At 64.0% G+C, this 23,111-nt stretch carries 23 protein-coding genes; 11 read left to right on the top strand and 12 right to left on the bottom strand.

Annotated elements, in window-relative coordinates:
* Positions 1 to 272: 272 nt before the first annotated feature.
* Entirely contained in the window at positions 273 to 1,883 is a 1,611-nt protein-coding gene (locus FJ414_RS12285) for an ABC transporter substrate-binding protein (RefSeq protein WP_140644650.1), read from the bottom strand.
* A 332-nt stretch (positions 1,884 to 2,215) separates the two neighbouring features.
* Here FJ414_RS12285 and FJ414_RS12280 point away from each other — a divergent pair, with 332 nt between their 5' ends.
* Positions 2,216 to 3,406: a Xaa-Pro peptidase family protein gene (locus FJ414_RS12280; RefSeq protein ID WP_140644649.1), complete on the top strand. Its 1,191-nt coding sequence runs from the start codon at positions 2,216 to 2,218 to the stop codon at positions 3,404 to 3,406.
* A 73-nt stretch (positions 3,407 to 3,479) separates the two neighbouring features.
* On the opposite strand, the gene FJ414_RS12275 is transcribed toward FJ414_RS12280, so the two are convergent.
* The 3 genes from FJ414_RS12275 to FJ414_RS12265 are packed head-to-tail and all read right to left on the bottom strand — an operon-like array spanning position 3,480 to position 6,012.
* Positions 3,480 to 3,896, bottom strand: a complete 417-nt coding sequence (locus tag FJ414_RS12275; protein ID WP_140644648.1) for a cupin domain-containing protein — start codon at positions 3,894 to 3,896, stop codon at positions 3,480 to 3,482.
* A gap of 4 nt (positions 3,897 to 3,900) precedes the next feature.
* Entirely contained in the window at positions 3,901 to 4,803 is a 903-nt protein-coding gene (locus FJ414_RS12270) for a phosphoenolpyruvate hydrolase family protein (protein WP_226892119.1), read from the bottom strand.
* Between the two features lie 12 nt (positions 4,804 to 4,815).
* Positions 4,816 to 6,012 (bottom strand): Tm-1-like ATP-binding domain-containing protein, encoded by a 1,197-nt coding sequence (locus tag FJ414_RS12265; RefSeq protein WP_140644647.1) that lies wholly within the window; start codon positions 6,010 to 6,012, stop codon positions 4,816 to 4,818.
* Between the two features lie 154 nt (positions 6,013 to 6,166).
* Here FJ414_RS12265 and FJ414_RS12260 point away from each other — a divergent pair, with 154 nt between their 5' ends.
* The 7 genes from FJ414_RS12260 to FJ414_RS12230 all read left to right on the top strand — a co-directional run bounded on the left by FJ414_RS12260 (position 6,167) and on the right by FJ414_RS12230 (position 12,895).
* Complete coding sequence (locus FJ414_RS12260; RefSeq protein ID WP_140644646.1) at positions 6,167 to 6,850, top strand: TetR/AcrR family transcriptional regulator; 684 nt, start codon at positions 6,167 to 6,169, stop codon at positions 6,848 to 6,850.
* 353 nt (positions 6,851 to 7,203) lie between these two features.
* A complete protein-coding gene (locus tag FJ414_RS12255) occupies positions 7,204 to 8,520 on the top strand; it encodes an ABC transporter substrate-binding protein (RefSeq protein ID WP_140644645.1) in 1,317 nt (438 codons plus the stop codon).
* A gap of 70 nt (positions 8,521 to 8,590) precedes the next feature.
* Positions 8,591 to 9,496, top strand: a complete 906-nt coding sequence (locus FJ414_RS12250) for a sugar ABC transporter permease (RefSeq protein WP_140644644.1) — start codon at positions 8,591 to 8,593, stop codon at positions 9,494 to 9,496.
* 3 nt (positions 9,497 to 9,499) lie between these two features.
* Positions 9,500 to 10,459 carry a carbohydrate ABC transporter permease gene (locus FJ414_RS12245; protein ID WP_140644643.1) on the top strand — a complete coding sequence of 320 codons (960 nt, stop codon included), beginning with the start codon at positions 9,500 to 9,502 and terminating at the stop codon, positions 10,457 to 10,459.
* On the top strand, positions 10,456 to 10,692 hold the full coding sequence (locus tag FJ414_RS12240; protein WP_140644642.1) for a hypothetical protein: 237 nt from the start codon (positions 10,456 to 10,458) through the stop codon (positions 10,690 to 10,692). Before FJ414_RS12245 ends, FJ414_RS12240 begins: the two co-directional genes overlap by 4 nt.
* A complete protein-coding gene (locus FJ414_RS12235) occupies positions 10,689 to 11,792 on the top strand; it encodes an ABC transporter ATP-binding protein (protein WP_140644641.1) in 1,104 nt (367 codons plus the stop codon). The genes FJ414_RS12240 and FJ414_RS12235 overlap by 4 nt, the downstream gene beginning before the upstream one ends.
* Positions 11,792 to 12,895 carry an ABC transporter ATP-binding protein gene (locus tag FJ414_RS12230; RefSeq protein WP_140644640.1) on the top strand — a complete coding sequence of 368 codons (1,104 nt, stop codon included), beginning with the start codon at positions 11,792 to 11,794 and terminating at the stop codon, positions 12,893 to 12,895. The genes FJ414_RS12235 and FJ414_RS12230 overlap by 1 nt, the downstream gene beginning before the upstream one ends.
* Here FJ414_RS12230 and FJ414_RS32090 read toward each other — a convergent pair.
* The 3 genes from FJ414_RS32090 to FJ414_RS12220 form a co-directional block, all read right to left on the bottom strand.
* Positions 12,873 to 13,049 carry a hypothetical protein gene (locus tag FJ414_RS32090; protein ID WP_348640000.1) on the bottom strand — a complete coding sequence of 59 codons (177 nt, stop codon included), beginning with the start codon at positions 13,047 to 13,049 and terminating at the stop codon, positions 12,873 to 12,875. The two genes, FJ414_RS12230 and FJ414_RS32090, sit on opposite strands and share 23 nt — an antisense overlap.
* Before the next feature lie 56 nt (positions 13,050 to 13,105).
* The gene (locus FJ414_RS32085; RefSeq protein WP_348639999.1) at positions 13,106 to 13,276 is read right to left on the bottom strand and encodes a hypothetical protein; all 171 of its coding nucleotides are present in this window, start codon (positions 13,274 to 13,276) and stop codon (positions 13,106 to 13,108) included.
* 104 nt (positions 13,277 to 13,380) lie between these two features.
* Positions 13,381 to 14,349 carry an AraC family transcriptional regulator gene (locus tag FJ414_RS12220; RefSeq protein ID WP_140644639.1) on the bottom strand — a complete coding sequence of 323 codons (969 nt, stop codon included), beginning with the start codon at positions 14,347 to 14,349 and terminating at the stop codon, positions 13,381 to 13,383.
* Positions 14,350 to 14,520: 171 nt separating this feature from the next.
* On the opposite strand from FJ414_RS12220, the gene FJ414_RS12215 reads away from it, so the two are divergent.
* A complete protein-coding gene (locus tag FJ414_RS12215; RefSeq protein ID WP_140644638.1) occupies positions 14,521 to 15,738 on the top strand; it encodes an MFS transporter in 1,218 nt (405 codons plus the stop codon).
* Positions 15,739 to 15,807: 69 nt separating this feature from the next.
* On the opposite strand, the gene FJ414_RS12210 is transcribed toward FJ414_RS12215, so the two are convergent.
* The gene (locus tag FJ414_RS12210; protein ID WP_140644637.1) at positions 15,808 to 16,155 is read right to left on the bottom strand and encodes a GFA family protein; all 348 of its coding nucleotides are present in this window, start codon (positions 16,153 to 16,155) and stop codon (positions 15,808 to 15,810) included.
* Between the two features lie 118 nt (positions 16,156 to 16,273).
* Between FJ414_RS12210 and FJ414_RS12205 the strand changes: the two genes are divergently transcribed.
* On the top strand, positions 16,274 to 17,569 hold the full coding sequence (locus FJ414_RS12205; protein WP_140644636.1) for an amidase: 1,296 nt from the start codon (positions 16,274 to 16,276) through the stop codon (positions 17,567 to 17,569).
* 91 nt (positions 17,570 to 17,660) lie between these two features.
* Here the strand turns inward: FJ414_RS12205 and FJ414_RS12200 are convergent, their stop codons facing one another.
* The 4 genes from FJ414_RS12200 to FJ414_RS12185 all read right to left on the bottom strand — a co-directional run bounded on the left by FJ414_RS12200 (position 17,661) and on the right by FJ414_RS12185 (position 21,537).
* Positions 17,661 to 18,641 carry a hydroxyacid dehydrogenase gene (locus tag FJ414_RS12200; protein ID WP_140644635.1) on the bottom strand — a complete coding sequence of 327 codons (981 nt, stop codon included), beginning with the start codon at positions 18,639 to 18,641 and terminating at the stop codon, positions 17,661 to 17,663.
* Positions 18,642 to 18,703: 62 nt separating this feature from the next.
* Complete coding sequence (locus FJ414_RS12195; RefSeq protein ID WP_140644634.1) at positions 18,704 to 19,420, bottom strand: FadR/GntR family transcriptional regulator; 717 nt, start codon at positions 19,418 to 19,420, stop codon at positions 18,704 to 18,706.
* Positions 19,421 to 19,422: 2 nt separating this feature from the next.
* Complete coding sequence (locus tag FJ414_RS12190) at positions 19,423 to 20,592, bottom strand: mandelate racemase/muconate lactonizing enzyme family protein (protein WP_140644633.1); 1,170 nt, start codon at positions 20,590 to 20,592, stop codon at positions 19,423 to 19,425.
* Between the two features lie 57 nt (positions 20,593 to 20,649).
* Positions 20,650 to 21,537: a sugar phosphate isomerase/epimerase gene (locus FJ414_RS12185; RefSeq protein WP_140644632.1), complete on the bottom strand. Its 888-nt coding sequence runs from the start codon at positions 21,535 to 21,537 to the stop codon at positions 20,650 to 20,652.
* A gap of 400 nt (positions 21,538 to 21,937) precedes the next feature.
* Between FJ414_RS12185 and FJ414_RS12180 the strand changes: the two genes are divergently transcribed.
* Entirely contained in the window at positions 21,938 to 22,993 is a 1,056-nt protein-coding gene (locus FJ414_RS12180) for a sugar phosphate isomerase/epimerase (RefSeq protein WP_140644631.1), read from the top strand.
* Positions 22,994 to 23,111 lie beyond the last annotated feature (118 nt).

Here is a 23,111-nt window from a genome sequence, read left to right as displayed (position 1 = left end):
CGCGCCTCGAAGGTTTGGAGAAAGGCTCGCTATAAGAAATGCCGAGCCCAGGCACCCCCCTCTGTCCTGCCGGACATCTCCCCCGCAAGGGGGGAGATTGGCTGTCATCGACGGCTTCGCCAATCTCCAACTTTGCAGAACTGGCGGGACGGACAAGCTGCTGATCTCCCCCCTTGCGGGGGAGATGTCCGGCAGGACAGAGGGGGGTTGGCGGGAACTCGGTCTTTGCCCAAGTTCCCATTCTCTCGCGAATTCTCATCCGCGCGAGTGTGTCACGATTCCAAATAAGTGTCCGCCCAGTTCGACACCGCCCAGCGCGGGTTGTTGGCGATGTTGCCGACCGTATCGCGCGCGACGGAGATGAAGCTCCATTCGGCGACGTTGATCAGCGGCAGATCGGCCGCCACCTTCTTCTGGAACTCCTTGTAGAGCTCGGTGCGGGCCGCTGTATCCAGCGTCTCCGATGCTTTCGCGATCAGCGCGTCGAGGTCGGCATTCTTGTAGCCGCCCTGGTTGGAGAAGGGCACGCCGTCCGGAATGCCGCTCTGCACCAGGATGGTGGTGGAAATCGCCGGGTCGCCGCGGAACACCGGCGGACCGACGGCAAGGTCGAAGGCATGGTCGGTATAGACCGCCTTGATATGGGCCGCCGAGTCGTTGTTGACGATCTCGGCGTCGATGCCGATTGCCGCGAGCGCCTGACGCAGATAGTCGCCGAACTGCTTCGTCTCGTTGAAGTAGGGCGCCGGCAGCAGCTTCAGCGCAAAGCGCTTGCCGTCGTCGGCGCGCCTGTAGCCGGCCTCGTCCAGCAGCGCATTGGCCTTGGCGACGTCGAAAGCATAGGTCTGCACGTCGGCGGTGTAGAATTGCGGATCGTTTTTCGGCACCGGGCCGGTGGCGGTCGCGGCGTAGCCGAGGAAGATCGTCTTGACGACGAAATCCTTGTCGATGGCATGCGCGATCGCCTGCCGCACTTTCAGGTCGGCCAGTTCCTTGCGGCGGTGGTTGATCTCGACGACGAGCTGGTAGGTCAGCCCCTCATAGCCCTTGGTGATGACCTTGAGACCCGGCACCTTGGAAATGCGGTCGAGGTCGGCGAGCGGCACGGCGGAGAAGGCGGCAAGCTGGATCTCTTCCGCCTCGAGCGCAGCGGCGGCCGAGGTGCGATCGGGGAGCACCTGGTAGACGATCTCGTCGAGATAGGGTTCGTCCTTGCCCCAATAGGCGTCGTTCCTGGCCAGACGGTAATATTGCCCGGCCTTGTATTCGGCGAACTTGAACGGGCCGGTGCCGACCGGCGCGTTGTTGGCCGGATTGTCCTCGATCTTGCCCACCTCATAAAGGTGCTTTGGCACGACGCTCGACAGCGCCGGCAGCGCGTTACGGATCAGCTGGAACGGCGTCGGCTTGGCGAATTTGAAGACCGCCGTCAGCGCGTCCGGCGTGTCGACGGCCTCCAGGTCCTTGAACAGCGTGCGGCCGAGATTTTGCAGCGGCTTCCAGATCTGCAGCGCCGAGAAGGCGACGTCGGCGGAGGTGAACGGCTTGCCGTCATGCCATTTGACGCCATCGCGCAACTTGAAGGTCACCGACAGGCCGTCGGCCGCACCTTCCCAGGAAAGCGCCAGGCGCGGTTCGAGCCCGTCCTTGCCGTCGAAGGAGGCTTCGGCCAGGGTCTCGACGATCTTGCTCGAGATGAAGAAGACACCGTTGGAGGCGACGATCGCGGGATTGAGGTTGCGCGGCTCGGAATCGGCGGCGAGGATCAGCCGGCCGCCCTTCTTTGGCGTCTGCGCGAAGCCGATCGTCGGCAATGCGGTCGAGGCCAGAAGCAGCGCCGAGCCGGCCAGCAGGCCGCGGCGTGAAATCGTCAATTCGGACATCGCTCAAACTCCCCTCTTCGCGCCGTGGCAGGCGCGGCAATCCGGTGATTATGGCCCTTGGCAAAGGTTTCGCCAGAGACGGATTTGGCGCATCATGGCTTGGCTTTGAAATTTCCGTCCGCTGGACCAGCCGGCCGAAAGAGGCTCTCATCCCTATCTGGTAGGACCACATTATAGAGAAGGAGGATCAAGATTCGGGCAGAAACCGCCCTTGGCGCTAAAGTGATCAATTCTGGCTGGACCAGAGTGGTCAAAATGATGCAGATTTGGCCGACAGCCATAAATCATGACGTTCGGCGCTCCTGCGGCCGATGAAAAACAGGGAGAGGCAGATGAACATCGCTCCGGGCAAAACCGAGGTCAGCAGCGTTCCGTTCGACCAGGCGCGGGTGGACCGGCTGATGGACGAGGCCGGCATCGACGTGCTCTTCGCCACCTCCAAGCACAACACCCAATATCTGCTCGGCGGCTACAAGTTCATCTTCTTCGCGGCGATGGATGCGATCGGCCACAGCCGCTATTTGCCGATCGTCCTTTACGAGAAGGGCGGGCCGGAACATGCGGCCTATATCGGCAACAAGATGGAAGGCGGCGAGCACCAGAACCATCCGTTCTGGACGCCGACCTTGCACGCGGCCTGCTGGGGCACGCTCGATGCTGCCAATCTGGCGGTGGAGCATCTGCGCCAGATCGGCAGGTCGGCGGTCCGCATCGGCATCGAACCGGGTTTCCTGCCCTCCGACGCCTATATGCTGATCCGCAAGGCGTTGCCGGATGCCAAGCTGGTCGATGCGACCGACATGCTGGAACGCATGCGCGCCATCAAGACCGAGGCGGAGCTGGAGCAACTTCGCATCGCCTCCGAGCTGATCACCGATTCCATGCTGGCGACGATTGCCTGGGCGCGGGAAGGCACGAGCAAGACCGACATCATCGAGCAGCTCAGGCGCGAGGAAACCAATCGCGGCGCGCATTTCGAATATTGCCTGCTGACGCTGGGCTCCAGCCACAACCGCGCCGCGTCCAGCCAAGCGTGGAAGAAGGGTGAGGTGATGTCGATCGATTCCGGCGGCAACTATCACGGCTATATCGGCGACCTGTGCCGCATGGGCGTGCTCGGCGAGCCGGATGCCGAGCTGGAGGATCTTCTGGCCGAAGTCGAAGCGGTGCAGCAGGCGGCCTTTTTCAAGGTCAAGGCGGGTATACTGGGCGGCGACATGATCGCGCATGCGGAGAGCGTGCTGAAGGCCTCCAAGGTCGCGGCCTACACGGATTTCTTCGCCCACGGCATGGGGCTGATCACGCATGAGGCGCCGTTCCTGATGACCAATCACCCGGTCGCTTATGAAGGCACCTATGCGGCGAAGCCGCTGGAAAGGAACATGGTGCTGTCGGTCGAGACCACCATGCTCCATCCGTCGCGGGGCTTCATCAAGCTGGAGGATACGGTTGCGGTGACCGACGCCGGCTATGTGATGTTCGGCGACCGCGGGCGCGGATGGAACCGGGGCGGGGCTTCGTAGCCAAAGATCGGCGCTGCCCCTCATCCGCCCTTCGGGCACCTTCTCCCCGTGGAACGGGGAGAAGGAAAGTTCGTCACTCCCCCGCCGGCAGCAGCCTGAAATCAGGCAGGTCGCGCAGCGCCAGCTCAGGCCCCGCGGGCGAATAGACGACGAAGAGCTGCATCGGCTGGTCGCCGGTGTTGAGTGTCGAGTGGAAGCGGCTTTCCGGCACGTAGATGGTGCAGCCGGGGCCGACCTTGGCCACCACCGGATTGCCGTTCTCGTCCTCGACCATCTGCTCGCCATTGCCGGAGATGACGAAGATGATTTCTTCGGCGCCTGGATGGTTGTGGCGGGTGTGACCCTTGCCCGGCGGCAGGTCGACGACGCCGCCGGAAAAGCGGGCGGCGCCGTTCACTTCCGGCGCCACGGTCAGCGACAGCTTGCCCCAGTCGAAGCCGAAGGCGCTGACATCCTTCGGGTAGACGAACACCTTGCTCTTGTCGGCCATTGCCTCATCCCTTCCTTTTCGTTTTTGTCGGGGCATCGGATTTCCCCAAAACCGGCTTCCACTTTTGGGTCCGATGCCCCAGCGCGACCGCCTTGAAGTCCGCCGTCTGCCTGGCGATTGCTGCCTCGGCCGGCAGCCGCTCCATCGAGCTCGCGCCATAGAAGCCGTGCAGCCCCTCGCAGCGCTCGAGGATATAGCGCGCGTCGTCGGGCATCGAGATCGGCCCGCCATGGCAAAGCAGGATGACGTCCTCGCGCACCGAGCGCGCGGCGTCGGCGATGGCGTCGATCTCCTTGACGCAGGCGTCGAGCGTTTTCGCCGAGGTGGCGCCGATCGAGCCGCCGGTCGTGACGCCCATATGGGCGACGACGATGTCGGCGCCGGCTCGCGTCATGGCGCGCGCTTCGTCCGGATTGAAGACGTAGGGCGTGGTCAGGAGATCGAGCTTGTGCGCCTCGGCGATCATGTCGACCTCGAGGCCGAAGCCCATGCCGGTCTCCTCGAAGCTTTGGCGCATGGTGCCGTCGAACAGGCCTACGGTCGGAAAATTCTGCACGCCGGAAAAACCCATCGTCTTCAGTTCGGCCAAAAGCAGCGGCATGATGACGAAGGGGTCGGTGCCGTTGACTCCGGCCAGCACCGGCGTCTTCTTCACCACCGGCAGCACTTCATAGGCCATCTCCTTGACGATCTCGTTGGCGTTGCCATAGGCGAGCAGGCCGGCGGCCGAGCCGCGCCCGGCCATGCGGTAGCGACCGGAATTGTAGATGATGATGAGGTCGATGCCGCCGGCTTCCTCGGCCTTGGCCGACAGGCCGGTGCCGGCGCCGCCTCCGACGATCGGCACGCCGTCGGCGATCATGTTGCGGAATTTTTCCAGGATCGTTTTGCGGGGAATGGCGGCCATGCTTGTCGTCTCTCAGTTTTGAGCTATGTCGAGGAACGCCTCGGCGGCGGCCTTGGCGAATGCGGGGTCATTGATGTGCAGCGGCAGGCGTGTCACGGTGCGGTCCGTGGTCGGTCGGATCGTATGCTCGATGGCGTCGAACAGTGCCGCGTCGGCGTCCGGATCGAAGAAGGCGCCGCCTTCTATATCCAGCGCCGACACGCCCTTTTCCGGGATCAGGAAACGGACCGGGCCGTCGCACCGGGCGAGGCGGCCGCCGATCCATTCACCGATCCTGCGGCATTCCTCGGCCGTGGTGCGCATCAGCGTGACGTTGGGGTTGTGCTCGTAGAACAAGCGTCCGCGATAACGATCGGGGATCGTGGCCGGCGCCCAGAAATTCACCATGTCGAGGGCGCCGACCGAGCCGACATAGGGCAGCTTCGCGCGGGCAATCGCGCCGAAGCGATCCTCGGTTGCGGGCAGCACGCCGCCGAACAGGAAGTCGCAGACTTCGGTCGTGGTGATGTCGAGGACGCCGGCCAGCAGACCGCTGTCGGCGAGCTTTTCCATCGAGCGGCCGCCGGTGCCGGTAGCGTGGAAGACCATGCAGTCATAGTCGGCGCGCAATCGGTCGACGATCGCGGTCACGCAGGGCGTGGTGACGCCGAACATGGTGAGCCCCAGCGCCGGCTTGCCGGCGGCAGCCGGGGCGGGCTTCGCGGCCATGCCGGCGATAGCCTGGGCGGCATTGTGCAGTACCGTGCGGGAGAGCCTGTTCAGTCCCGCCATGTCGGTCACCGACGGCATCATGACGATGTCGGAGACGTCGACGTAAGGGGCGGTATCGCCGGAGGCCAGCGTCGAAACCATGAGCTTCGGCAGGCCGAGCGGCAGCGCGCGCATGCCGGCGGTGACGATCGACGTGCCGCCGCCGCCGCCGATGCCGATGATGCCGGCTATGTCGTTGCGCGACCGGATGAAATTGACGAAGGCGGCGCCCATGCCGGCGACCGCGGCGCCGCGGTCATCGAGGCCGAGAACCGCGCCGGCTCCCTTGGCATGATGCGCGGCGACCTCGCTTGCGGGGATGTCGACCGGGACAGTCGCGCCGCGCGTGCCGATATCGACACGCATGACCGCGCCGCCGGCCTTGGCGACGGCATCGGCCAGGAAGGCGAGTTCCTCACCCTTGGTGTCGGCGGTGCCGACCACATAGATGCGCCCCATCGGTGGTTCCCCGTCATCCGGCATGTCCGGCATCGCCGTCCGCCTTTTTTTGCCCCACCCTTAAGCTCCTCGGCACAAGCCTCGTCGCTGGTGGGACCCCATTATCGCCTGGCGTTGCCATTGCAAATTTTTGAGACGCGCGTATCGTATTGATATGGATGTCTCACGTCAACAAGCCGCCGCCAACGATGATGCCGCCCAGGCGCCGGCCATCGAGAAGGGGCCGCGCGCCCGCACAAGGCGACTGATGCTGGAGACGGCGACGAGGCTGATGCAGTCCGGCATGACCCCGTCGGTCAGCGAGGTCGCGGAGGCGGCGGAGGTGTCGCGCGCGACCGCCTACCGTTATTTCCCGAGCCAGGCGGCGCTGGTGCAGGCCGTGGTCGACGAAGGGCTCGGCCCGATCCTGACCTGGAAGTCGGCGTCCGACGATGCCGAGCGGCGCGTGGCGGATCTCTTCGCCACCGCGATGCCGCGCATCGAAGCCTTCGAGGCGACCTTCAAGGCGGCGCTGAAACTGTCCCTCGATCAATGGGCGCGGCGCGAGGCGGGGACGCTCGGATCGGAACCGGCCTTAAAGCGCGGCCATCGCGTCGACTTGCTGAAGGATGCGATCGCGCCGCTCAAGGGGCGCTTGAAGCCGCGCCAGCTCAAGCGCCTTGCCCAGGCGCTGTCGCTGGTGTTCGGCGTCGAGGTGGTCACGGTGTTGAAGGATATATGGGGGCTGGACAGCGCCGAGATGATGTCGGTCGCGCAATGGGCGGCGGGCGCGCTGGTGCGTGCCGCGATGGCGGAATCGGAGGCGGAATCGGCGATGTCCAAGGCAACAACGGCCTAAATCTGGTTCGACCAGATTAAGGGGACAGTTTGGAATGTTAATTGTGATGGGCAGCCTGTGGCAAGGGCCCTGCATATCAAGGAGTAGGAAAAGCAAAGGAAAACAGGCGGATATCGTAATGTTTCGCTTTTTCGGCTACTGCTGGCCGCTCAAGAAAGCGCTTGACGCCAAGCCGGAATTGGTAATACCAGATCAAGACAGATAAAGCGGATCAAAAGTGAAGGCTGCGATCCATTTCCGGCAGGGCGACGAGGCCTGGAACCGGAGAGGCGCCATCACAGGAGGAACTACCAGGGCCGGCTTTCGCTGCCAGCCCGCATGAGACGGTAGAATGCGCACAAGGGAGGAAAACTATGCGCAAGTTAGTGACCAGCGTGCTTGCTGGTGTCGGCCTGGCGCTTGCCTGCGGGACATCCGTGCACGCGCAGGAAAAGTCGCTCACCATCTTCTGGGCGGAATGGGATCCGGCCAACTACCTGCAGGAACTCGGCAACGAGTATGAGAAGGAAACCGGCGTCAAGATCACGGTTGAAACCACGCCGTGGTCCGACTTCCAGACCAAGGCATTCACCGAGTTCAACGCCCATGGCGACGCCTATGACCTCGTGGTGGGCGACTCGCAGTGGCTCGGCGCGGGCTCGACCGGCGGCCACTATGTCGACCTGACCGACTTCTTCAACAAGTACAACCTCAAAGAAGTCATGGCGCCGGCGACGGTCAAATACTACGCTGAATATCCCGGCAACAGCGGCAAGTACTGGGCAATCCCGCTCGAGGGCGACGCCGTCGGCTGGTCCTATCGCAAGGACTGGTTCGAGGACCCGAAGGAAAAGGAAGCCTTCAAGGCCAAGTATGGCTACGACCTCGACGTGCCGAAGGATTTCAAGGCGCTGCGCGACATCGCTGAATTCTTCTACCGGCCGGACCAGAAGAAATACGGCATCGCCATCTACACCGACAATTCCTATGACGCGATGGCGATGGGCTTCGAGAACGCCCTGTTCTCCTACGGCGGCGAGCTCGGCGACTACTCCACGTACAAGGTCGACGGTATCGTCAACTCCGACAAGGCCGTCGCGGCACTGGACGCCTACAAGGAACTCTACAAGTTCACGCCTCCGGGCTGGGCCAAGTCGTTCTTCGTCGAGGACAACCAGGCGATCACCGAGAACCTCGCGGCGATGAGCATGAACTACTTCGCCTTCTTCCCCTCGCTGATCAACGAGTCGTCAAACCCGAACGCCAAGAACACCGGTTTCTTCGCCAATCCTCCGGGACCGAATGGCGACCAGTTCGCGGCTCTCGGCGGCCAGGGCATCTCCATCGTCTCCTATTCGCAGAAGCAGGACGAGGCGATGAAGTTCCTGGAATGGTTCATCAAGGACGACACCCAGAAGAAATGGGCGGCTCTCGGCGGCTATACCTGCAGCGCCGCTGTGCTGAAATCGCCGGAATTCCAGAGTGCAACGCCGTACAACAAGGCCTTCTATGAGACCATGTTCAAGGTGAAGGACTTCTGGGCTGTGCCGGAATATGCCGAACTGCTGCAGCAGCTCAACCAGCGCGTCTATCCCTACATGATCGGCGGCTCGGGCACCGCCAAGGAAACGCTGGACGCGCTTGCCGCCGACTGGAACGCGACCTTCAAGAAATACGGCCGCGTGAAGTAACCGACATGCCTCACGGAGGAGGCTTCTCATGCCTCCTCCGTTTGCTTTTTTGAGAATCCGGAGCAGGGTTTTGGCGAGCACGATGATCACTACGCTGGACAGGTCCTCGCGGGCCGCAGCGCGCGGCCTCAGCGACATTTCGATCCGCAATCTCTTCATTATCCCGACGATCCTGTTCCTGATCGTCTTCAACATCTTTCCGTTGATCTATTCGCTCGGCTATTCCTTCACCGATTTCCGCGCGTCGACCAACGCGCCGGCTAATTTCGTCGGATTGCAGAACTATCGCGATCTGCTCAACGACCCCTATGTCTGGTCGAACTTCGCCATCACCGCGAAATACGTGATTGTCTCGGTCGTCGGACAACTGCTTGTCGGCTTTGGCGTGGCGATGCTGCTCAACCGGGATATTCCGCTCAAGGGCCTTATCACTACGCTGCTGTTACTGCCGATGATGCTGTCGATGGCCGTCGTCGGCCTGTTCTGGAAACTGCTTTACGACCCTTCATGGGGCGTCATCAACTATGCGCTCGGGCTCGGCAATTTCGAGTGGCTGGCAGACCCGAAGATGGCACTCTATGCAGTCGCCTTGACCGATATTTGGATGTGGTCGCCCTTCGTCATGCTGCTGTCGCTGGCCGGCCTCTCGGCGGTGCCGAAACATCTCTACGAGGCCGCGGCGATCGACCGCGCCGGCCCGTTCTACACCTTCTTCCGCATCACCCTGCCGCTGGTCGCGCCGATCCTGATGATCGCGGTCATTTTCCGCACCATGGAAGCGTTCAAGACCTTCGATCTCGCCTACATCCTGACCAGCCAGCCGACGGCCGAACTCATCTCGATCCGGCTCTACAAGATGGCTTTCCAGGAATGGCAGACGGGGCGCTCCTGCGCCATGGCCTACATCGTGCTGATCATGGTGCTGGCGATCACCAACATCTACGTCAAATACCTCAACAAAGTGAAGGAGCGCTGACAGATGGCCGCCGTCCGCACTTCTTCAGAAATCACCTTCAACCGCATCGCCATCGTCATCGTTCTGCTGGTGACGATCATTTTCCTGGCGCCAATCTACTGGATCGCCTCGACGGCATTCAAGCCGCGCGCCCTCGCCACCACCATCCCGCCGACGGTCATCTTCCAGCCGGAGATATCGCCGTTCGTGAAGCTGTTCACCAAGCGATCCCAGATGCGCAATCCGCCGACGCCGGAAGAATATGCGGCCGCCCCATGGTGGGAGCGCGTCGTCTTCGACGGCGGCGAAAAGATCGTGCGCGACGGCAAGGGTGAGGTGCAGTGGTCGGGCTATCCGAGCCGCTTCCTGAACTCGCTGATCGTGGCGATCACCTCGACTGTGCTTGCAGTCGGCATGGGCACGTTCACAGCCTACGGCTTCTCGCGCTTCAAGGTGAAGGGAGAGGCGGACCTGCTCTTCTTCATCTTGTCGACGCGCATGCTGCCGCCGGTGGTGGTCGCGATCCCGATGTTCCTGATGTACCGGGCCGTGGGGCTGAACGATTCCCATCTCGGCCTGATCATCCTCTACACCGCCTTCAACCTTTCCTTCTCGGTCTGGTTGATGAAAGGGTTCATCGACGAGATCCCGAAGGAATATGAGGAGGCGGCACTCGTCGACGGCTACACGCGCATGGAAGCCTTCTTCAAGATCGTGCTGCCGGAGGCCGCCACCGGCATCGCCGCCACCGCCGTGTTCTGCTTCATCACGGCGTGGAACGAATATGCCTTCGCGCTGATCATGACCAACCGCCGCGCCCAGACCGCGCCGCCCTTCATCCCGAGCCAGGTCGGCTCCGGCCTGCCCGACTGGACGGTGATCGCCGCCGGCACGTTCCTGTTCCTGCTGCCGGTCGCGATCTTCACCTTCCTGCTCCGCAACCATCTGTTGCGCGGCATGTCCTTCGGAGCGATCCGCAAATGAGCTTTCGCGCGATCAACGAGAAGTATCTGGAGCCTGGATCGCAGATCCTGATGGTGCTGGGCATCGTCGCGCTCTGCCAGCCCTGGAACATGCCGCTCCACACTTACGGCGTGACGATCATCCTGATCGGCCTTATAGGCTTCAACGTCACCTCCAAGATCCCGCGCGAGGAGCAGGCCGGCACCGGACACGGAGCCGACCAGCAGGCGCGCAACGCGGGGGCACAGCATTGACCCAGATCGAGCTTCGCGGCGTCCAGAAATTCTTCGGCGCCGTCCAGGTCATCAAGGACCTGAACCTCAAGATCGACGACAACGAGTTCATCGTGCTGCTCGGACAGTCGGGCTGCGGCAAGACGACGACGCTGCGCGCCATTGCCGGGCTGGAGACCATCGACCAGGGCGACATATTGATCGACGGCAAACCGGTGCAGCACCTCAAAGCTGCCGACCGCGACATCGCCATGGTGTTCCAGTCGTTCTCGCTCTATCCGCATATGAACGTCTACGAGAACATCGCCTTTCCGCTGCGCGCGACGCGCAAGAGCAGGAGCGAGATCGACACCGAGGTGCGCTCGGTGGCCAAGACGCTGCAGATCAGCGATCTTCTCAACAAGAAGCCCTCGGCGCTGTCGGGCGGCGACATGCAGCGCGTGGCCATCGGCCGGGCGCTGGTGCGGCGCCCGAAGGCGATGCTGATGGACGAGCCGATCGGCGCGCTCGATGCCAAGCTGCGCGAGGAAATGCGCGCCGAGATCAAGCGGCTGCATATCAAGCAAGGCTCGACCAGCATCTATGTCACGCACGACCAGATCGAGGCGATGAGCCTCGCCGACCGCATCGTTATCATGCATGAGGGCGTGCTGCAGCAGGTCGGCACGCCGGACGAGGTCTATTCGCATCCGGCCAATCTGTTCGTCGCGCAGTTCGTCGGCAGCCCGGTGATGAATGTGGCTGAGGCGACGGTCGCCGAGAATGCGTCGGCTGCTTCCGTCTCCGTCGGCGGCGCGGCCACCGGCTTCGAATTTCCGCGCGCGCTGCTTTCCAAGCTCAACGGCCATGCCGGCGGCCAGCTGACGCTCGGCATCCGGCCGGAAGGCGTGCTGGTGCGCCGCGAGGCGACGGACGGCTTCCTGCCAGTCGAAACGCAGATCGTCGAGCCGCTGGGATCCTTCGATATCGTCGATCTCAAGGTCGGCTCCAAGATGCTGCGCGCCCGCACCAAGAGCGGCTTCATCGGCGGTGCGGGCGAAAAGGTCTATGCGCGGATCGATCCTTCGCAGGCGCATTTCTTCGACGCCGCGAGCGGCAAGTCGCTCGGAGTGAGATTGTAATGGCCCATATCCAGTTGAAGAACATCTCCAAGACGTTCGGCACCCACACGGCTCTGTCCAATCTCGATCTCGACATCGCCGACGGCGAATTCTTCGTGCTGCTCGGCGAGACGGGCGCCGGCAAGACGACGACGCTGAGGATGGTCGCGGGCCTTGAGAAGCCGACCGAGGGCCAGGTCTTCATCGACGGCGTCGACGTCGCCGACTGGGGCGCCGCCGAACGCGACGTGGCGCTGGTGCTGCAGCAATATTCGCTCTATCCGCGCTACACGGTGCGGCAGAACCTCGAATTTCCGCTAAAGCCGAAGATCCGCCGGCTGCCGGATGCCGAGATCAAGGACCGCGTGGCGCGCGCGGCCCGCACGCTCAGGATCGAGCATCTTCTCGACCGCAAGACGGACCGGCTTTCCGGCGGCGAGATGCAGCGCGTGTCGATCGGCCGGGCGATCGTGCGCAAGCCGCGCGTGTTCCTGATGGACGAGCCGCTGTCGGCGCTCGACGCCAAGCTGCGCGAGGCGCTGCGCACGGAATTGAAGAACCTGCAAATGCAGCTCGGCGCCACATTCCTGTTCGTCACGCATGACCAGATCGAAGCCATGTCGATGGGCGACAAGGTCGGCGTGCTCAACCATGGCCGCATCGTCCAGACGGGCACGCCGCATGAGATCTACAACAATCCGCGCGACACCTATGTCGCGAGCTTCGTCGGTTCGCCGCCGATGAACCTCATCGACGGCAGACTGGTCAACGACCGCGCGGTGATGGCGCCGATGAATTTCGAGCTGCCGCTGACGGTTGGGGCCAAGACTTTTGGCGGGGGCAGGACGAGTGGCGCGACCGACGGTCGGCCACTCGTCTTCGGCATCCGTCCGGAGGACGTCTACCTGGAGAGCGGCGCGCCGGTCGAGGCGCACGTCCACGACGTCGAGAACCACGGTGTGGAGAAGATCCTGACGCTCAGGGTCGGCGAAACGATGCTGCGGGCAACCGTGCCGGCCAGGACCGATGTCGCGATCGAACAGCCGGTGCGCTTTGCCTGGAACCCGGACAAGGTGGTGCTGTTCGACAAGGGCAGCGGCGTCAGCCTGCGGCACGCCGGATAGCGGTCAGCAGGATCACGCGTTCGGTGTCCGACAGGCAGGCATCGTCATGCATTTCGTCGGCCTTCTGGGGTCCAGTAGGAGCCGGCGGCAACTCGACCCTGTTGGCTTCGCCGCCCTGCATCTGCCAATGCGCCCAGAGGCCCTTGATGACCACGGCGCGGTAATCGGCGGTGTGGGCATGGACGGGCGCGCTCCAGTTGCGGGGAACCTTCAGCCGCGTGCCGGCCGGGCCTTTCGTTCGTTCGCCCCATAGCGGGCCAAGGCGCTGTGGCTGGCCCGGCGCTTCGACGGCAGGTAGCTGTCCTCGAGCGCGAAAGCCGGGCTTGGCAGGATGGCGAGCGCGGCAAGCGCAAGCGCAAGCGATGCAAGATGATTGGGCATGCTGTTTCCTCCGTCAGCCAGCTTATGCCGCCTCGGCCGGCGGGAATGACGCGGTGTCCAAAGGACTTGGCAATTCCTCCAGCCTGGCAACCGGCTGCTTGTGATCAGGATTGTTCGTCGGCGCCGGTGTGACGGAAATGACTCGGCGCCACGCCCATCACCCGCTTGAAGGCGCGGCTGAAGGAGGCTTCCGAATCGTAACCCAGCCTCGATGCCGCCACCGAAACCCGCATGCCGTCGCGGGTGAGCCATTGCCGGGCCTGGTGCATGCGCACACGCAGCACATATTTGGCCGGCGTCTCACCGACCACGGTGGCGAAGCGCTGCGCAAAGGCGGAGCGTGAGGCGCCCATCATCCTGGCCAGCGCCTCGACCGTCCAGTCGCGCTCCGGCTGCAGGTGGATAGCGGCGAGCACCTTGCCGACATCCGGGTTGCGCACGGCGGCGATCCATCCGGTGGCGTCGCCGCAGCCATTCTCCACCCAGGAGCGGATGATGGTGGCCGCGAGCACGTCGGCCAGGCGGGCGAGGATGCCGCCGGAGCCGACGCGGTCCATCGTCACCTCGCCCGCCATCGCGTCGAGCAGATGCTGGATGCCGGGCGCGTTGGCCATCAGCTTATGCGCCTGCATCAGGTCGGGCATCATCTCCAGCAGCGGATGCGAGCCGTCGAGGTTGAAATGCATGCTGCCGCAAAACAGCAAGGTCTTGCAGCCGTCGCAGCCGTTCGAGACGTCGTAGATGTTCTCGCACACTGGCTCGATCGTGTAGCGGCCGATCGGCACCGGCGGCACGCCGGGCGCGCTCGCCAGCACATGCTCGTCGCCGCGCGGAATCAGCAGCGCGTCGCCCACCGAGAGCTTTATCCATTCCTTGGCCGGCGAGAACAGCCAGCAGCCTCGCTGTCCGATGAAATGGAAGCGCGCCGCCTTCTGCGCGGGGAAGGAAACGGCCCACGGCTCGCCAAGCACGCAGCGGCCGTAATCGACGCCGTCAAGGCGCAGGCCGCGCAACATGTCGGTCAGCGGGTCGCCGGAAGCCTGCAGAATGGTTTTGGACGAATTGTAATTCATTTCGGCGTTTCTAGCATGGAAACTCCAGCCGGTCACTCCCTATGTTGCGCTGCAGCCAAATGTTGCGCCGCAACCAAATCGAACTGACAGAGCCGCCCGCCGGCATGTAACGGGCGAAGTCCGATCTGGTCATCTCTTGCGTAGCGCCGCAAACAGATCGGAGATTTTGCCATGACCGAACCCGCAACGGGCGCCGTCGACGCCACTATTCTCGACGCAAGCGAGCCGGACGAACGAACCGAACCGGCCTGGGCGGCGGTGGTCTCGCTGGCGCTCGGCGTTTTCGGCCTGGTGACCGCCGAATTCCTGCCCGCCAGCCTGTTGACGCGGCTGGCGCAGGACCTCGGCGTCAGCGAAGGCGCCGCCGGCCAGGCGGTGACGGCGACGGCCGTCGTCGGCGCGATCGCGGCGCCGACCATGGCGATCGTCACCAGGCGGCTCGACCGCCGGCTGGTCATGTGGATCCTCTCCGTCCTTTTGATCGTCTCCAACCTCGTCGCCGCCTTCGCGTCCTCGCTCACCATGCTGCTTCTTGCCCGCGTCGTGCTGGGCGTTGCGCTTGGCGGTTTCTGGTCGATGTCGGCGGCCATGGCGCTGCGGCTTGTCCCGATGCGGCTGATGCCGCGCGCCATGTCGATCATCCTGACCGGCGTCTCGGTCGCCACGGTTACGGCGGCTCCTGTCGGCGCCTATGTCGGCGATATCTGGGGCTGGCGCACCGCCTTCATGATCGCGGCGGTCGTCGGCGGGCTGGCGCTGCTGGTGCAGCTCGCCACCCTGCCAAGCCTGCCGCCGACCGCGGTCGCGAGCTTCCGCACGCTGGCCGAGGTGCTGAAGCGACCGATGATCCGCATCGCGCTGCTGGTGGTGCTGCTGGTCGCGTCCGGGCAGTTTGCCGGCTTCACCTATGTGCGGCCGTTCCTGGAGACGGTGCCGGCGATGCCGATCGAAACCATCTCGCTGGTGCTGCTCGCCTATGGCATCGGCGGCTTCTTCGGCAATTTCGCCGGCGCCTTCCTGGCCGAGCGCAACCTGAAGATGGCGGTTGGCCTGGCGCCGCTGCTGATCGCCTTGTCGGCGGCGGCGCTGCTCGTGCTCGGCGCCTCGCTGATAACGGCGGCGGTCGCGGTCACCGCCTGGGGCTTTGCCTTCGGCGCCGTTCCGGTCGGCCTGCAGACCTGGCTGGTGCGCGCCGCGCCTGACCAGGCCGAGAGCGCCGGCGGCCTGATGGTCGCGACCTTCCAGGTGGCGATCGCGCTTGGCGCCGTCGTCGGCGGCCTTCTGGTCGATCATGCCGGTGTCGCCACCGCCTTCGCCTATAGCGGCGTGGCGACCTTGCTCGCGGCGCTGGTGGCCTTCCTGATGGGACCGAAGCAGGCTGCCGAGTAGCTAAGACTGCTTGCCTCCCAGGCATCGGCCCGGCGGCTCTCACGAGCGCCGGGCCGATGATTTTTAGCTTCAGGCCGCGCCGCCGTCGAACTCGAAGACTTCGATGGTCGCCAGGTCGACGTCTTCCAGGCAGTTGATGTTGACATAGGCGGATCGTTCGTTGCCCTCGCTTACATCCTCGGCGAAAGGGTGCATGCCGCAGGTGCGGCAGAAACGATGCGCGATCGCGCCCTTGCCGAATGTGTAGCGGCCGAGGTCGTCGCCCCAGGCGACCAGATTGAGCTTCTCATGCGGCACGGCCCACAACAGCGCGCCCTTGCGCCGGCAGATCGAGCAATTGCAGCGCACGGCCATGCCAAGCTCGCCCTCGACCTTGAACGCCACCTTGCCGCAGTGGCAGCTGCCTTTGTACAGCATCAGCATCTTCCCATCGCTGGCAGGGTGCAAAGGCACGCTTGCCGGGTTATCTCTTGGCTGGCCCAACATCAGGCCGTGCCTAAAAGACGTTGCAACTTTGCAGGGCCCGACATCGAAAATGCAATCCGTTCGCGACCGTCTTGAAATCATCCTGTCACGTCTTGCCAATCGCGCGGCCGACGAGAAGGTCTATACGAAGCTCTACGCCGAGGCGGCGCGCGCAGCCGCCGATGCGGCCGATGCCCGCCGCAAGGCCGGTGTGAGCCTCGGACCGCTCGACGGGCGCATCGTCTCGATCAAGGACCTGTTCGATGTCGCCGGGGAGCCGACGATGGCCGGGTCGCTGATTCGCGCCGGCGCCGCGCCGGCGACGCAGGACGCGGCGATCGTGCGGAGGCTGCGCCAGGCGGGAGCCGTCATCCTCGGCAAGACCAACATGACCGAGTTCGCCTTCACCGCGATCGGCGACAATCCGCATTACGGCACGCCGGGCAATGCCGCCGATGCAAGCCTGATCCCGGGCGGGTCGTCATCGGGGGCGGGCGTTGCGGTCGGCGAGGGCACGAGCGACATCTCGATCGGTTCGGACACCGGCGGCTCGGTGCGCATCCCGGCCTCGCTCAATGGCGTTGTCGGCTTCAAGCCGACGGCGGGGCGCGTGCCATTGACCGGCGCCTTTCCGCTGTCGATGACGCTCGATTCGATTGGGCCGCTTGGCGGCAACGTCGCCGATTGCGCGATCGCCGATGCGATCATGGCGGGAACTGAGCCAACGGCGCCTCGGCCGATCCCACTCGCCGGCCTGCGCGTCGGCATCCCGCGCGGCGTCTTGTTCGGCGGGACACAAGCGGAGGTCGCCGCGGCCTTCGAGGCTTGCATCGACAGGATCGGTCAGGCCGGTGCCCGCGCTGCCGATTTGTCCATCGACGATCTCATTGCCGAGATGCGCGCCGCCACCAAACGCGGGACCATCGCGTCCATGGAAGGCGCGGAAGTGCATGCCGATTGGCTGGCGGCCGGCACCTCGGTACCGGCCGATCCGCATGTCACCGGGCCATTGTCGCGCGCGCTCGCCGTTCCCGCTTCCGCCTATATCCGCACGATCCGCCGTCGCGGCGAGCTTGCGGCGGCCATAGCGGAACGGCTGGAGACGATCGATGTGCTGGCCTTGCCGACAGTGCCGATGGTCGCGCCTTCCATTGCCGCCATGGCTGGCGACGAAGCGTTGCGCGACAAGACGGAAGGGCTGCTCCTGCGCAACACGCAGGTCGCCAACCAGTTCGACCTCTGCGCGATCTCGCTGCCCATGCCCGGCATGAAGCTGCCGGCTGGTGTGATGCTGGTGGGCAAGCACGGGCACGACAGTCATCTGCTGCGTATTGCCGCCGCGGTCGAGACTTTGCTTGGCCGTTGATAGGGCGCGGCGAACCGACGCAAATTCGGCGCCCGGGAATTCGCTGTCCCGCTGTCATCTCTGGCTGCATCGTCGCGATGGTAGCCGGGAACTAACCGTCGGCCGGAAAGCGCCGCCGGTAGTGCTCGACGACTTCCGGATTGCGCAGATTGACCGGCAATTTGCCGGCGAGCACCAGCAACGCCTCGCCGGCGGCGCCGACCCCCATGCGCATCATCGATTCCTCGGTGATGCCGGCCATATGCGGGGTGACGATGACATTGTCGAAGCCGAAATAAGGATGGTTGGGCGGCAGCGGCTGCGTGGAAAAAACGTCCAGCGCGGCGCCGCCGATGCGGCCCGCTCGCAACGCTTCGATCAGCGCCTCGTCGTCGACCACCGGGCCGCGCGAGACATTGATCAGCAGCGCGTTGGGCTTCATGCGGGCGATGCGCTCGCGGCTGATCAGGCCGCGCGTCTCCTCCGTCAGCGGGCAGCAGAGCACGATGATATCGCTCTGCTCGACCAGCGCGTCGATCGACAGGAAGCCGACACGTTCGGGCGCCGGACGCAGGCTTCGCGTGGTCGCCACGACATTGAGGTCGAAGCCATGCGCGGCGATATGGCCGACGGCCTGGCCGACCGCGCCGAGGCCGACGATGCCGATGGTCTTGCCGGCAAGCTCGCTGGTCGAATTGGCATGTTCGCGCCCAGCAAGCCAGCCCTTGGCGCGCAGGTCGCGGTCCATCGTTCGGAAGCGCCGCAGCAGCGCAAGGGCCACGAACATCACATGCTCGGCGACCGAGCGGGCATTGACGGCGGGCACATTCGCCACCAGCACGCCGGCGGCGGTCGCGGCCTCGACGGGGATCATGTCCAGCCCGGCGCCGTGGCGGATCGCGGCGCGCAGGTTCGAAGCACCCGCAAACAGCTCCGGCGGCAGCGGCGCGCGCACGATGACGATGTCGGCGTCGCTCGCTTCGGCGGTCAGAGTCTTGGGATCGAGCGCGGAAGCGACGGCCAGCCGCCCGGCGCCCGCCAGCATGGCCGTGGCGCGCGGATGCAGCGGATGCGTCGACAGGATCTTGCGCATGAGGTTTTGTTTTTCTCCGCATTTCTGCGACGCCAAGCGATAACGCTTGGCTGCAAAATGCTCTAGGCCTTTTCGAGCGCCGGGCTTTTCGGCTCCATTCCGCGGCCTTCGATGATCCCCTTCCAGTAGCTCTCGGCGCCCTGCAAATGGGCGTTCATCAAGGCCTGGGCGAGGTTGCCGTCGCGGCGCAACAGCGCCTCGTAGATCTGGATATGCTCGGCATGTGAGCGCACGCTGCGTTCGGGATCGTTGAAATAGATCGGCAGGCGCTGCTCGCCCATCAGGTAATAGACGCTGCAGATGTTGTGAAAGACGCTGTTCTTGGTCGCGCGCACGATCTCGAGGTGGAACTCGCGGTCCTCTTTGGCGAGGCCCTCGCCGGCGGCGATGCGCTCTTCCGAGGCCTTCAGGATCTCGCGCAGGCGTTCGAAGTTTTCTTCCGTGGCGCGAGAGCAGGCAAGCTCGGCCGCCTTGATCTCGTGGATCTTGCGCAACTCGACCGTCTCGTAGATCTGCACCGGATCGAGCGGCAGGCCGGCGCGGGCGAAAAGCGCCAGCGCTTCCACGCTCGCCTGCTTGGTGTCGATATAGATGCCGGACTTGGCGCGTCGCTCGACGATGCGCATGGCTTCCAGGATGGCCAGCGCTTCGCGGATCTGGCCGCGGCTGACGCCGAAATGCTCCGCCAGCTCGCGCTCCGAGGGCGTGCGGCCGGACTCCTTGTCCGAGTTGGCGAAGAGGTAGGCGGCAAGTTCCGCGAGAAGGTTCTTTTCTTTCATCGTCAAATACGTTGCGCGTGCGCCTCCAGGAATCGCTCGGAGATGGTGAAACCCAATCCAGGCTTTTCAGGGATCGCTATCATACCGTCCTTCGCTTCGACAGTCTCCTCGACAAGGTCGTGGATCATCGGGTTGGCGCCGAGCGAATATTCGATGATGAAGCTGGCGGGCGAGGCGGCACAGACATGCAGCCCGGCAAAGAAGCAGGGCGCGCCGGCCCACAGGTGCGGCGCGAAGCGCAGGTTGAAGGCGCTGGCGATGGTGCCGATCTTCATCGCCTCGCTGATGCCGCCGCAAAACGCCGGATCCGGCTGGAAGATGTCGGCCGATTTCAGCACCGCCAGATCGCGGAAGGCGTAGCGCGTCGCCTCGCTTTCGCCTGTCGCGATCGGCATCGCGCCCGAGGCGCGCACTTCGGCCATGCCCGGCTTATCGTCGGCGATCACCGGTTCCTCGAACCAGGCAAGGTCGAGATCGGCGGTTAGCTTGATGAAGCGCTTGGCCTCGGCGACGGTGTAGGTGCCATGCGCATCGACCATCAGATCGACATCCGGCCCGATCGCCTGCCTTGCGGCGCGCACGCGCGCGGCCGAGACATGCGGGGCGCCGTCCATGGCGCCGACGCGCATCTTCAGCGCCTTGAAGCCGCCCTTGGCGATATAGGATTTCAACTGCTCGCCGATGGCGTCGGCAGCGGCCCAGCCGCCCGAGGCATAGGCCTGCATCCGCTCGACCTTGCGACCGCCAAGCAGCCGCCATACCGGCTGCCCCAGCGATTTGCCGAGAATGTCCCAGAGCGCGATGTCGACGGCGCTGATCGCCGCGACGCTCATGCCGCGCCGCGCCAGCTGCGGCATGGCATGGCCGGCATGCGCCGCTGTCTCGTACCGCACACCGTTGTAGAGCATTTCCCAGATGATGCCGATGTCGGCCGGATCGCGGCCGATGAGCTGCGGGCCGATCTCGTGGTTGAGCATATGGACGAGCGCGCCATAGCTGCCGGCGCTGCCGGCGGCGTTCTTGCCCTCGCCCCAGCCGACCAGGCCGTCATCGGTCTCGATGCGCAAAATGGCGGCGTCGAACGTCGTCACCTGACCGAAGTCGCTGCGATGCTGCTTCGCGACTTCGATCGGGATACGAACCCACCAGGCCTGGACGCGTTTGATGCGCATGTTTTCCCTTCGGCCCCTCCGCCCGCCGGGTGGAAGGGATAGGTTTCAATCGGAGGCCTACTTGATCAGCGGCAGCAGCGTTTCGGCGGTGATGCGCATCTGGTCGGTGTAGAATTTTTCCGTGAGCACGCTGGAGCCGTGGTCCTGGATGAACTTGAGCTGCTCGGGCGAGATGTCGACCGGATTGCGCTCGACCATCTCCGGATAGGGCGCCGCCGGCGTGCGGTCGACGGGCGCGACGAACTCGTTGGTCAGCGCGCCGTCATAGCCGACTTCCTTCAGCGTGCGCACGATCTTCGGCCAGTCGATCTGGCCAAGGCCGGCGGCGAAGCGGTTGTTGTCGGCGACATGGAAATCGAACAGGCGCTTGCCGACCTGGCGGATCGCGTCATAGACGTTAAATTCCTCCATATGGATATGGTAGGCGTCGAGGCAGACGCCGCATTCGGGACTCACCGCATCGGCGAGCGCCAGCGCTTGGGCGCCGCGGTTGAAGAGATAGGTCTCGAAGCGGTTGAGCGGCTCGACGGCGATCCTGACGCCGACCTTCTTGGCATGGGTGAAACACTCGCGCGTGGCGTCGACCACCCAGCCCCATTCCTCCGCCTCGGTGCCGTCCGGCACGACCTTGCCAACGGTCGCGGGGACCAGCGTGATGATCTCGCCGTCGAGCTCGCTCACCATGGTGAGCACGTCCTTGACGTACTGGACCGAGCGCTCGCGCTGGCCCTGGTCCTTGGCGGCGAGGTTGCGCTCGCCCAGCATCAGTGTCACCGAACCCCAGCAGCGGATGCCGTGCTCCTTGAGCAGCGCACGCGTCTCCTTGGTCTTGTACTGCTCGGGCTCGCCGGAAATCTCGATCGATTCGTAGCCGAATTTCTTGATGCGCTTGAGCGTCACCTCCAGCGGCTCCGCCCGCATCCAATTGTGCGTCGAAAGATGCATGGTCTATCCTTCCCAGAATTCGCCTGTCACGTTTTACCCCGCGACGGCTCCGATAGAAGCGGTCGCGCGTTTCCTCCCCAAGGCGTTGCCAGTATTTTCCTTGAAACTGGTTCGACCAATTGGGCCTTCCATGACCTCTACAGCAAATTTTCATGCACGGCAAGAAGTGGACTACGGAAGCCGTGCAGGTTAAGCAATAGGCTGATTTCATAAGGTAATTTGGCTCGCTTGTTTCAAAACCCGGCCCATCTTCGCGGTTTTCGACCGCTTGACCGAATTACGGGATTTGGTAATACCAGAATGGCGCAACGCATAGACGCCGACAGTATTGACCAAACAGGCTGGCCCTCACTTCAATCGGCGCTATGCTTGGTCGCGAAAACAATGAGGGAGGATGCCGATGCCGACGACGATGAAGGGCCCCGGCCTGTTTCTGGCGCAGTTCGCGGGCGATGCCGCGCCGTTCAATTCGCTGGCTTCGATCACCAAATGGGCGGCCGGGCTCGGCTACAAGGGCGTGCAGATCCCGACCTGGGACGGGCGCCTGTTCGACCTCAAGAAGGCGGCGTCGTCGAAGGCCTATTGTGACGAGGTGAAAGGCATCTGCGCCGATGCCGGCGTCGAGATCACGGAATTGTCGACGCATCTGCAGGGCCAACTGGTCGCCGTTCATCCAGCCTATGACGCGCAGTTCGACGGCTTCGCGCCGGCCGAGGTGCACAACAACCCCAAGGCGCGCCAAAAATGGGCGGTCGAGCAGATGAAGTTCGGCGCCAAGGCATCGAGGAATCTCGGGCTGAATGCTTCGGTGTCGTTCACCGGCTCGCTGGCTTTCCCCTACCTTTATCCGTTCCCGCAGCGGCCGGCCGGGCTGATCGAGGAGGCCTTCTCCGAACTCGGCCAGCGCTGGAAGCCGATCCTCGATGTCTACGAGGACAATGGCGTCGATGTCGGTTATGAGATCCACCCTTCCGAGGACGTGTTCGACGGCGCCACCTTCGAGATGTTCCTCGACGCGGTCGGCGGCCACAAGCGCTGCAACATCAACTACGACCCGTCGCATTTCCTGCTGCAGCAGCTCGATTATCTCGAGTTCATCGACATCTACCACGAGCGGATCAAGGCGTTCCACGTCAAGGATGCCGAGTTCAATCCGACCGGGCGACAAGGCGTCTATTCCGGCTACCAGGGCTGGGTGAACCGGGCGGGCCGCTTCCGTTCGCTGGGCGACGGGCAGGTCGATTTCAGCGGCATCTTCTCCAAGCTCACCCAGTACAACTACGATTCCTGGGCGGTGCTGGAGTGGGAATGCTGCCTGAAACATCCCGAGGACGGGGCGGCCGAAGGTGCGCCCTTCATCCAGCATCACATCATCCGGGTGACCGAGAGGGCCTTCGACGATTTCGCCGGCGGCACCAGCGACAAGAAGCTGTTGCGGGCGATGATGGGGATTTGACCTACGAACTCTGCTTGAGGAGGTTCGGCCACAAGTCCGGATGGGTTGAATCCCAAGTCGCAGCGGACTCTATACCCCGACGCTGCGCGTCGACCCTTCCCGCAAGGGGGAGGGTGAG

The sequence above is a fragment of the Mesorhizobium sp. B3-1-6 genome, assembly GCF_006439555.1.
In the GTDB taxonomy this organism is placed as follows: domain Bacteria; phylum Pseudomonadota; class Alphaproteobacteria; order Rhizobiales; family Rhizobiaceae; genus Mesorhizobium.
This window is presented reverse-complemented; position numbering and strand designations above follow the sequence as displayed.

Coding starts and splice junctions, on each gene's coding strand:
- FJ414_RS12285 (WP_140644650.1), bottom strand. CDS start 1,883: ATGTCCGAATTGACGATTTCACGCCGCGGCCTGCTGGCCGGCTCGGCG.
- FJ414_RS12280 (WP_140644649.1), top strand. CDS start 2,216: ATGAACATCGCTCCGGGCAAAACCGAGGTCAGCAGCGTTCCGTTCGAC.
- FJ414_RS12275 (WP_140644648.1), bottom strand. CDS start 3,896: ATGGCCGACAAGAGCAAGGTGTTCGTCTACCCGAAGGATGTCAGCGCC.
- FJ414_RS12270 (WP_226892119.1), bottom strand. CDS start 4,803: ATGGCCGCCATTCCCCGCAAAACGATCCTGGAAAAATTCCGCAACATG.
- FJ414_RS12265 (WP_140644647.1), bottom strand. CDS start 6,012: ATGGGGCGCATCTATGTGGTCGGCACCGCCGACACCAAGGGTGAGGAA.
- FJ414_RS12260 (WP_140644646.1), top strand. CDS start 6,167: ATGGATGTCTCACGTCAACAAGCCGCCGCCAACGATGATGCCGCCCAG.
- FJ414_RS12255 (WP_140644645.1), top strand. CDS start 7,204: ATGCGCAAGTTAGTGACCAGCGTGCTTGCTGGTGTCGGCCTGGCGCTT.
- FJ414_RS12245 (WP_140644643.1), top strand. CDS start 9,500: ATGGCCGCCGTCCGCACTTCTTCAGAAATCACCTTCAACCGCATCGCC.
- FJ414_RS12240 (WP_140644642.1), top strand. CDS start 10,456: ATGAGCTTTCGCGCGATCAACGAGAAGTATCTGGAGCCTGGATCGCAG.
- FJ414_RS12230 (WP_140644640.1), top strand. CDS start 11,792: ATGGCCCATATCCAGTTGAAGAACATCTCCAAGACGTTCGGCACCCAC.
- FJ414_RS32085 (WP_348639999.1), bottom strand. CDS start 13,276: ATGCCCAATCATCTTGCATCGCTTGCGCTTGCGCTTGCCGCGCTCGCC.
- FJ414_RS12220 (WP_140644639.1), bottom strand. CDS start 14,349: ATGAATTACAATTCGTCCAAAACCATTCTGCAGGCTTCCGGCGACCCG.
- FJ414_RS12215 (WP_140644638.1), top strand. CDS start 14,521: ATGACCGAACCCGCAACGGGCGCCGTCGACGCCACTATTCTCGACGCA.
- FJ414_RS12210 (WP_140644637.1), bottom strand. CDS start 16,155: ATGCTGTACAAAGGCAGCTGCCACTGCGGCAAGGTGGCGTTCAAGGTC.
- FJ414_RS12205 (WP_140644636.1), top strand. CDS start 16,274: ATGCAATCCGTTCGCGACCGTCTTGAAATCATCCTGTCACGTCTTGCC.
- FJ414_RS12200 (WP_140644635.1), bottom strand. CDS start 18,641: ATGCGCAAGATCCTGTCGACGCATCCGCTGCATCCGCGCGCCACGGCC.
- FJ414_RS12195 (WP_140644634.1), bottom strand. CDS start 19,420: ATGAAAGAAAAGAACCTTCTCGCGGAACTTGCCGCCTACCTCTTCGCC.
- FJ414_RS12190 (WP_140644633.1), bottom strand. CDS start 20,592: ATGCGCATCAAACGCGTCCAGGCCTGGTGGGTTCGTATCCCGATCGAA.
- FJ414_RS12185 (WP_140644632.1), bottom strand. CDS start 21,537: ATGCATCTTTCGACGCACAATTGGATGCGGGCGGAGCCGCTGGAGGTG.
- FJ414_RS12180 (WP_140644631.1), top strand. CDS start 21,938: ATGCCGACGACGATGAAGGGCCCCGGCCTGTTTCTGGCGCAGTTCGCG.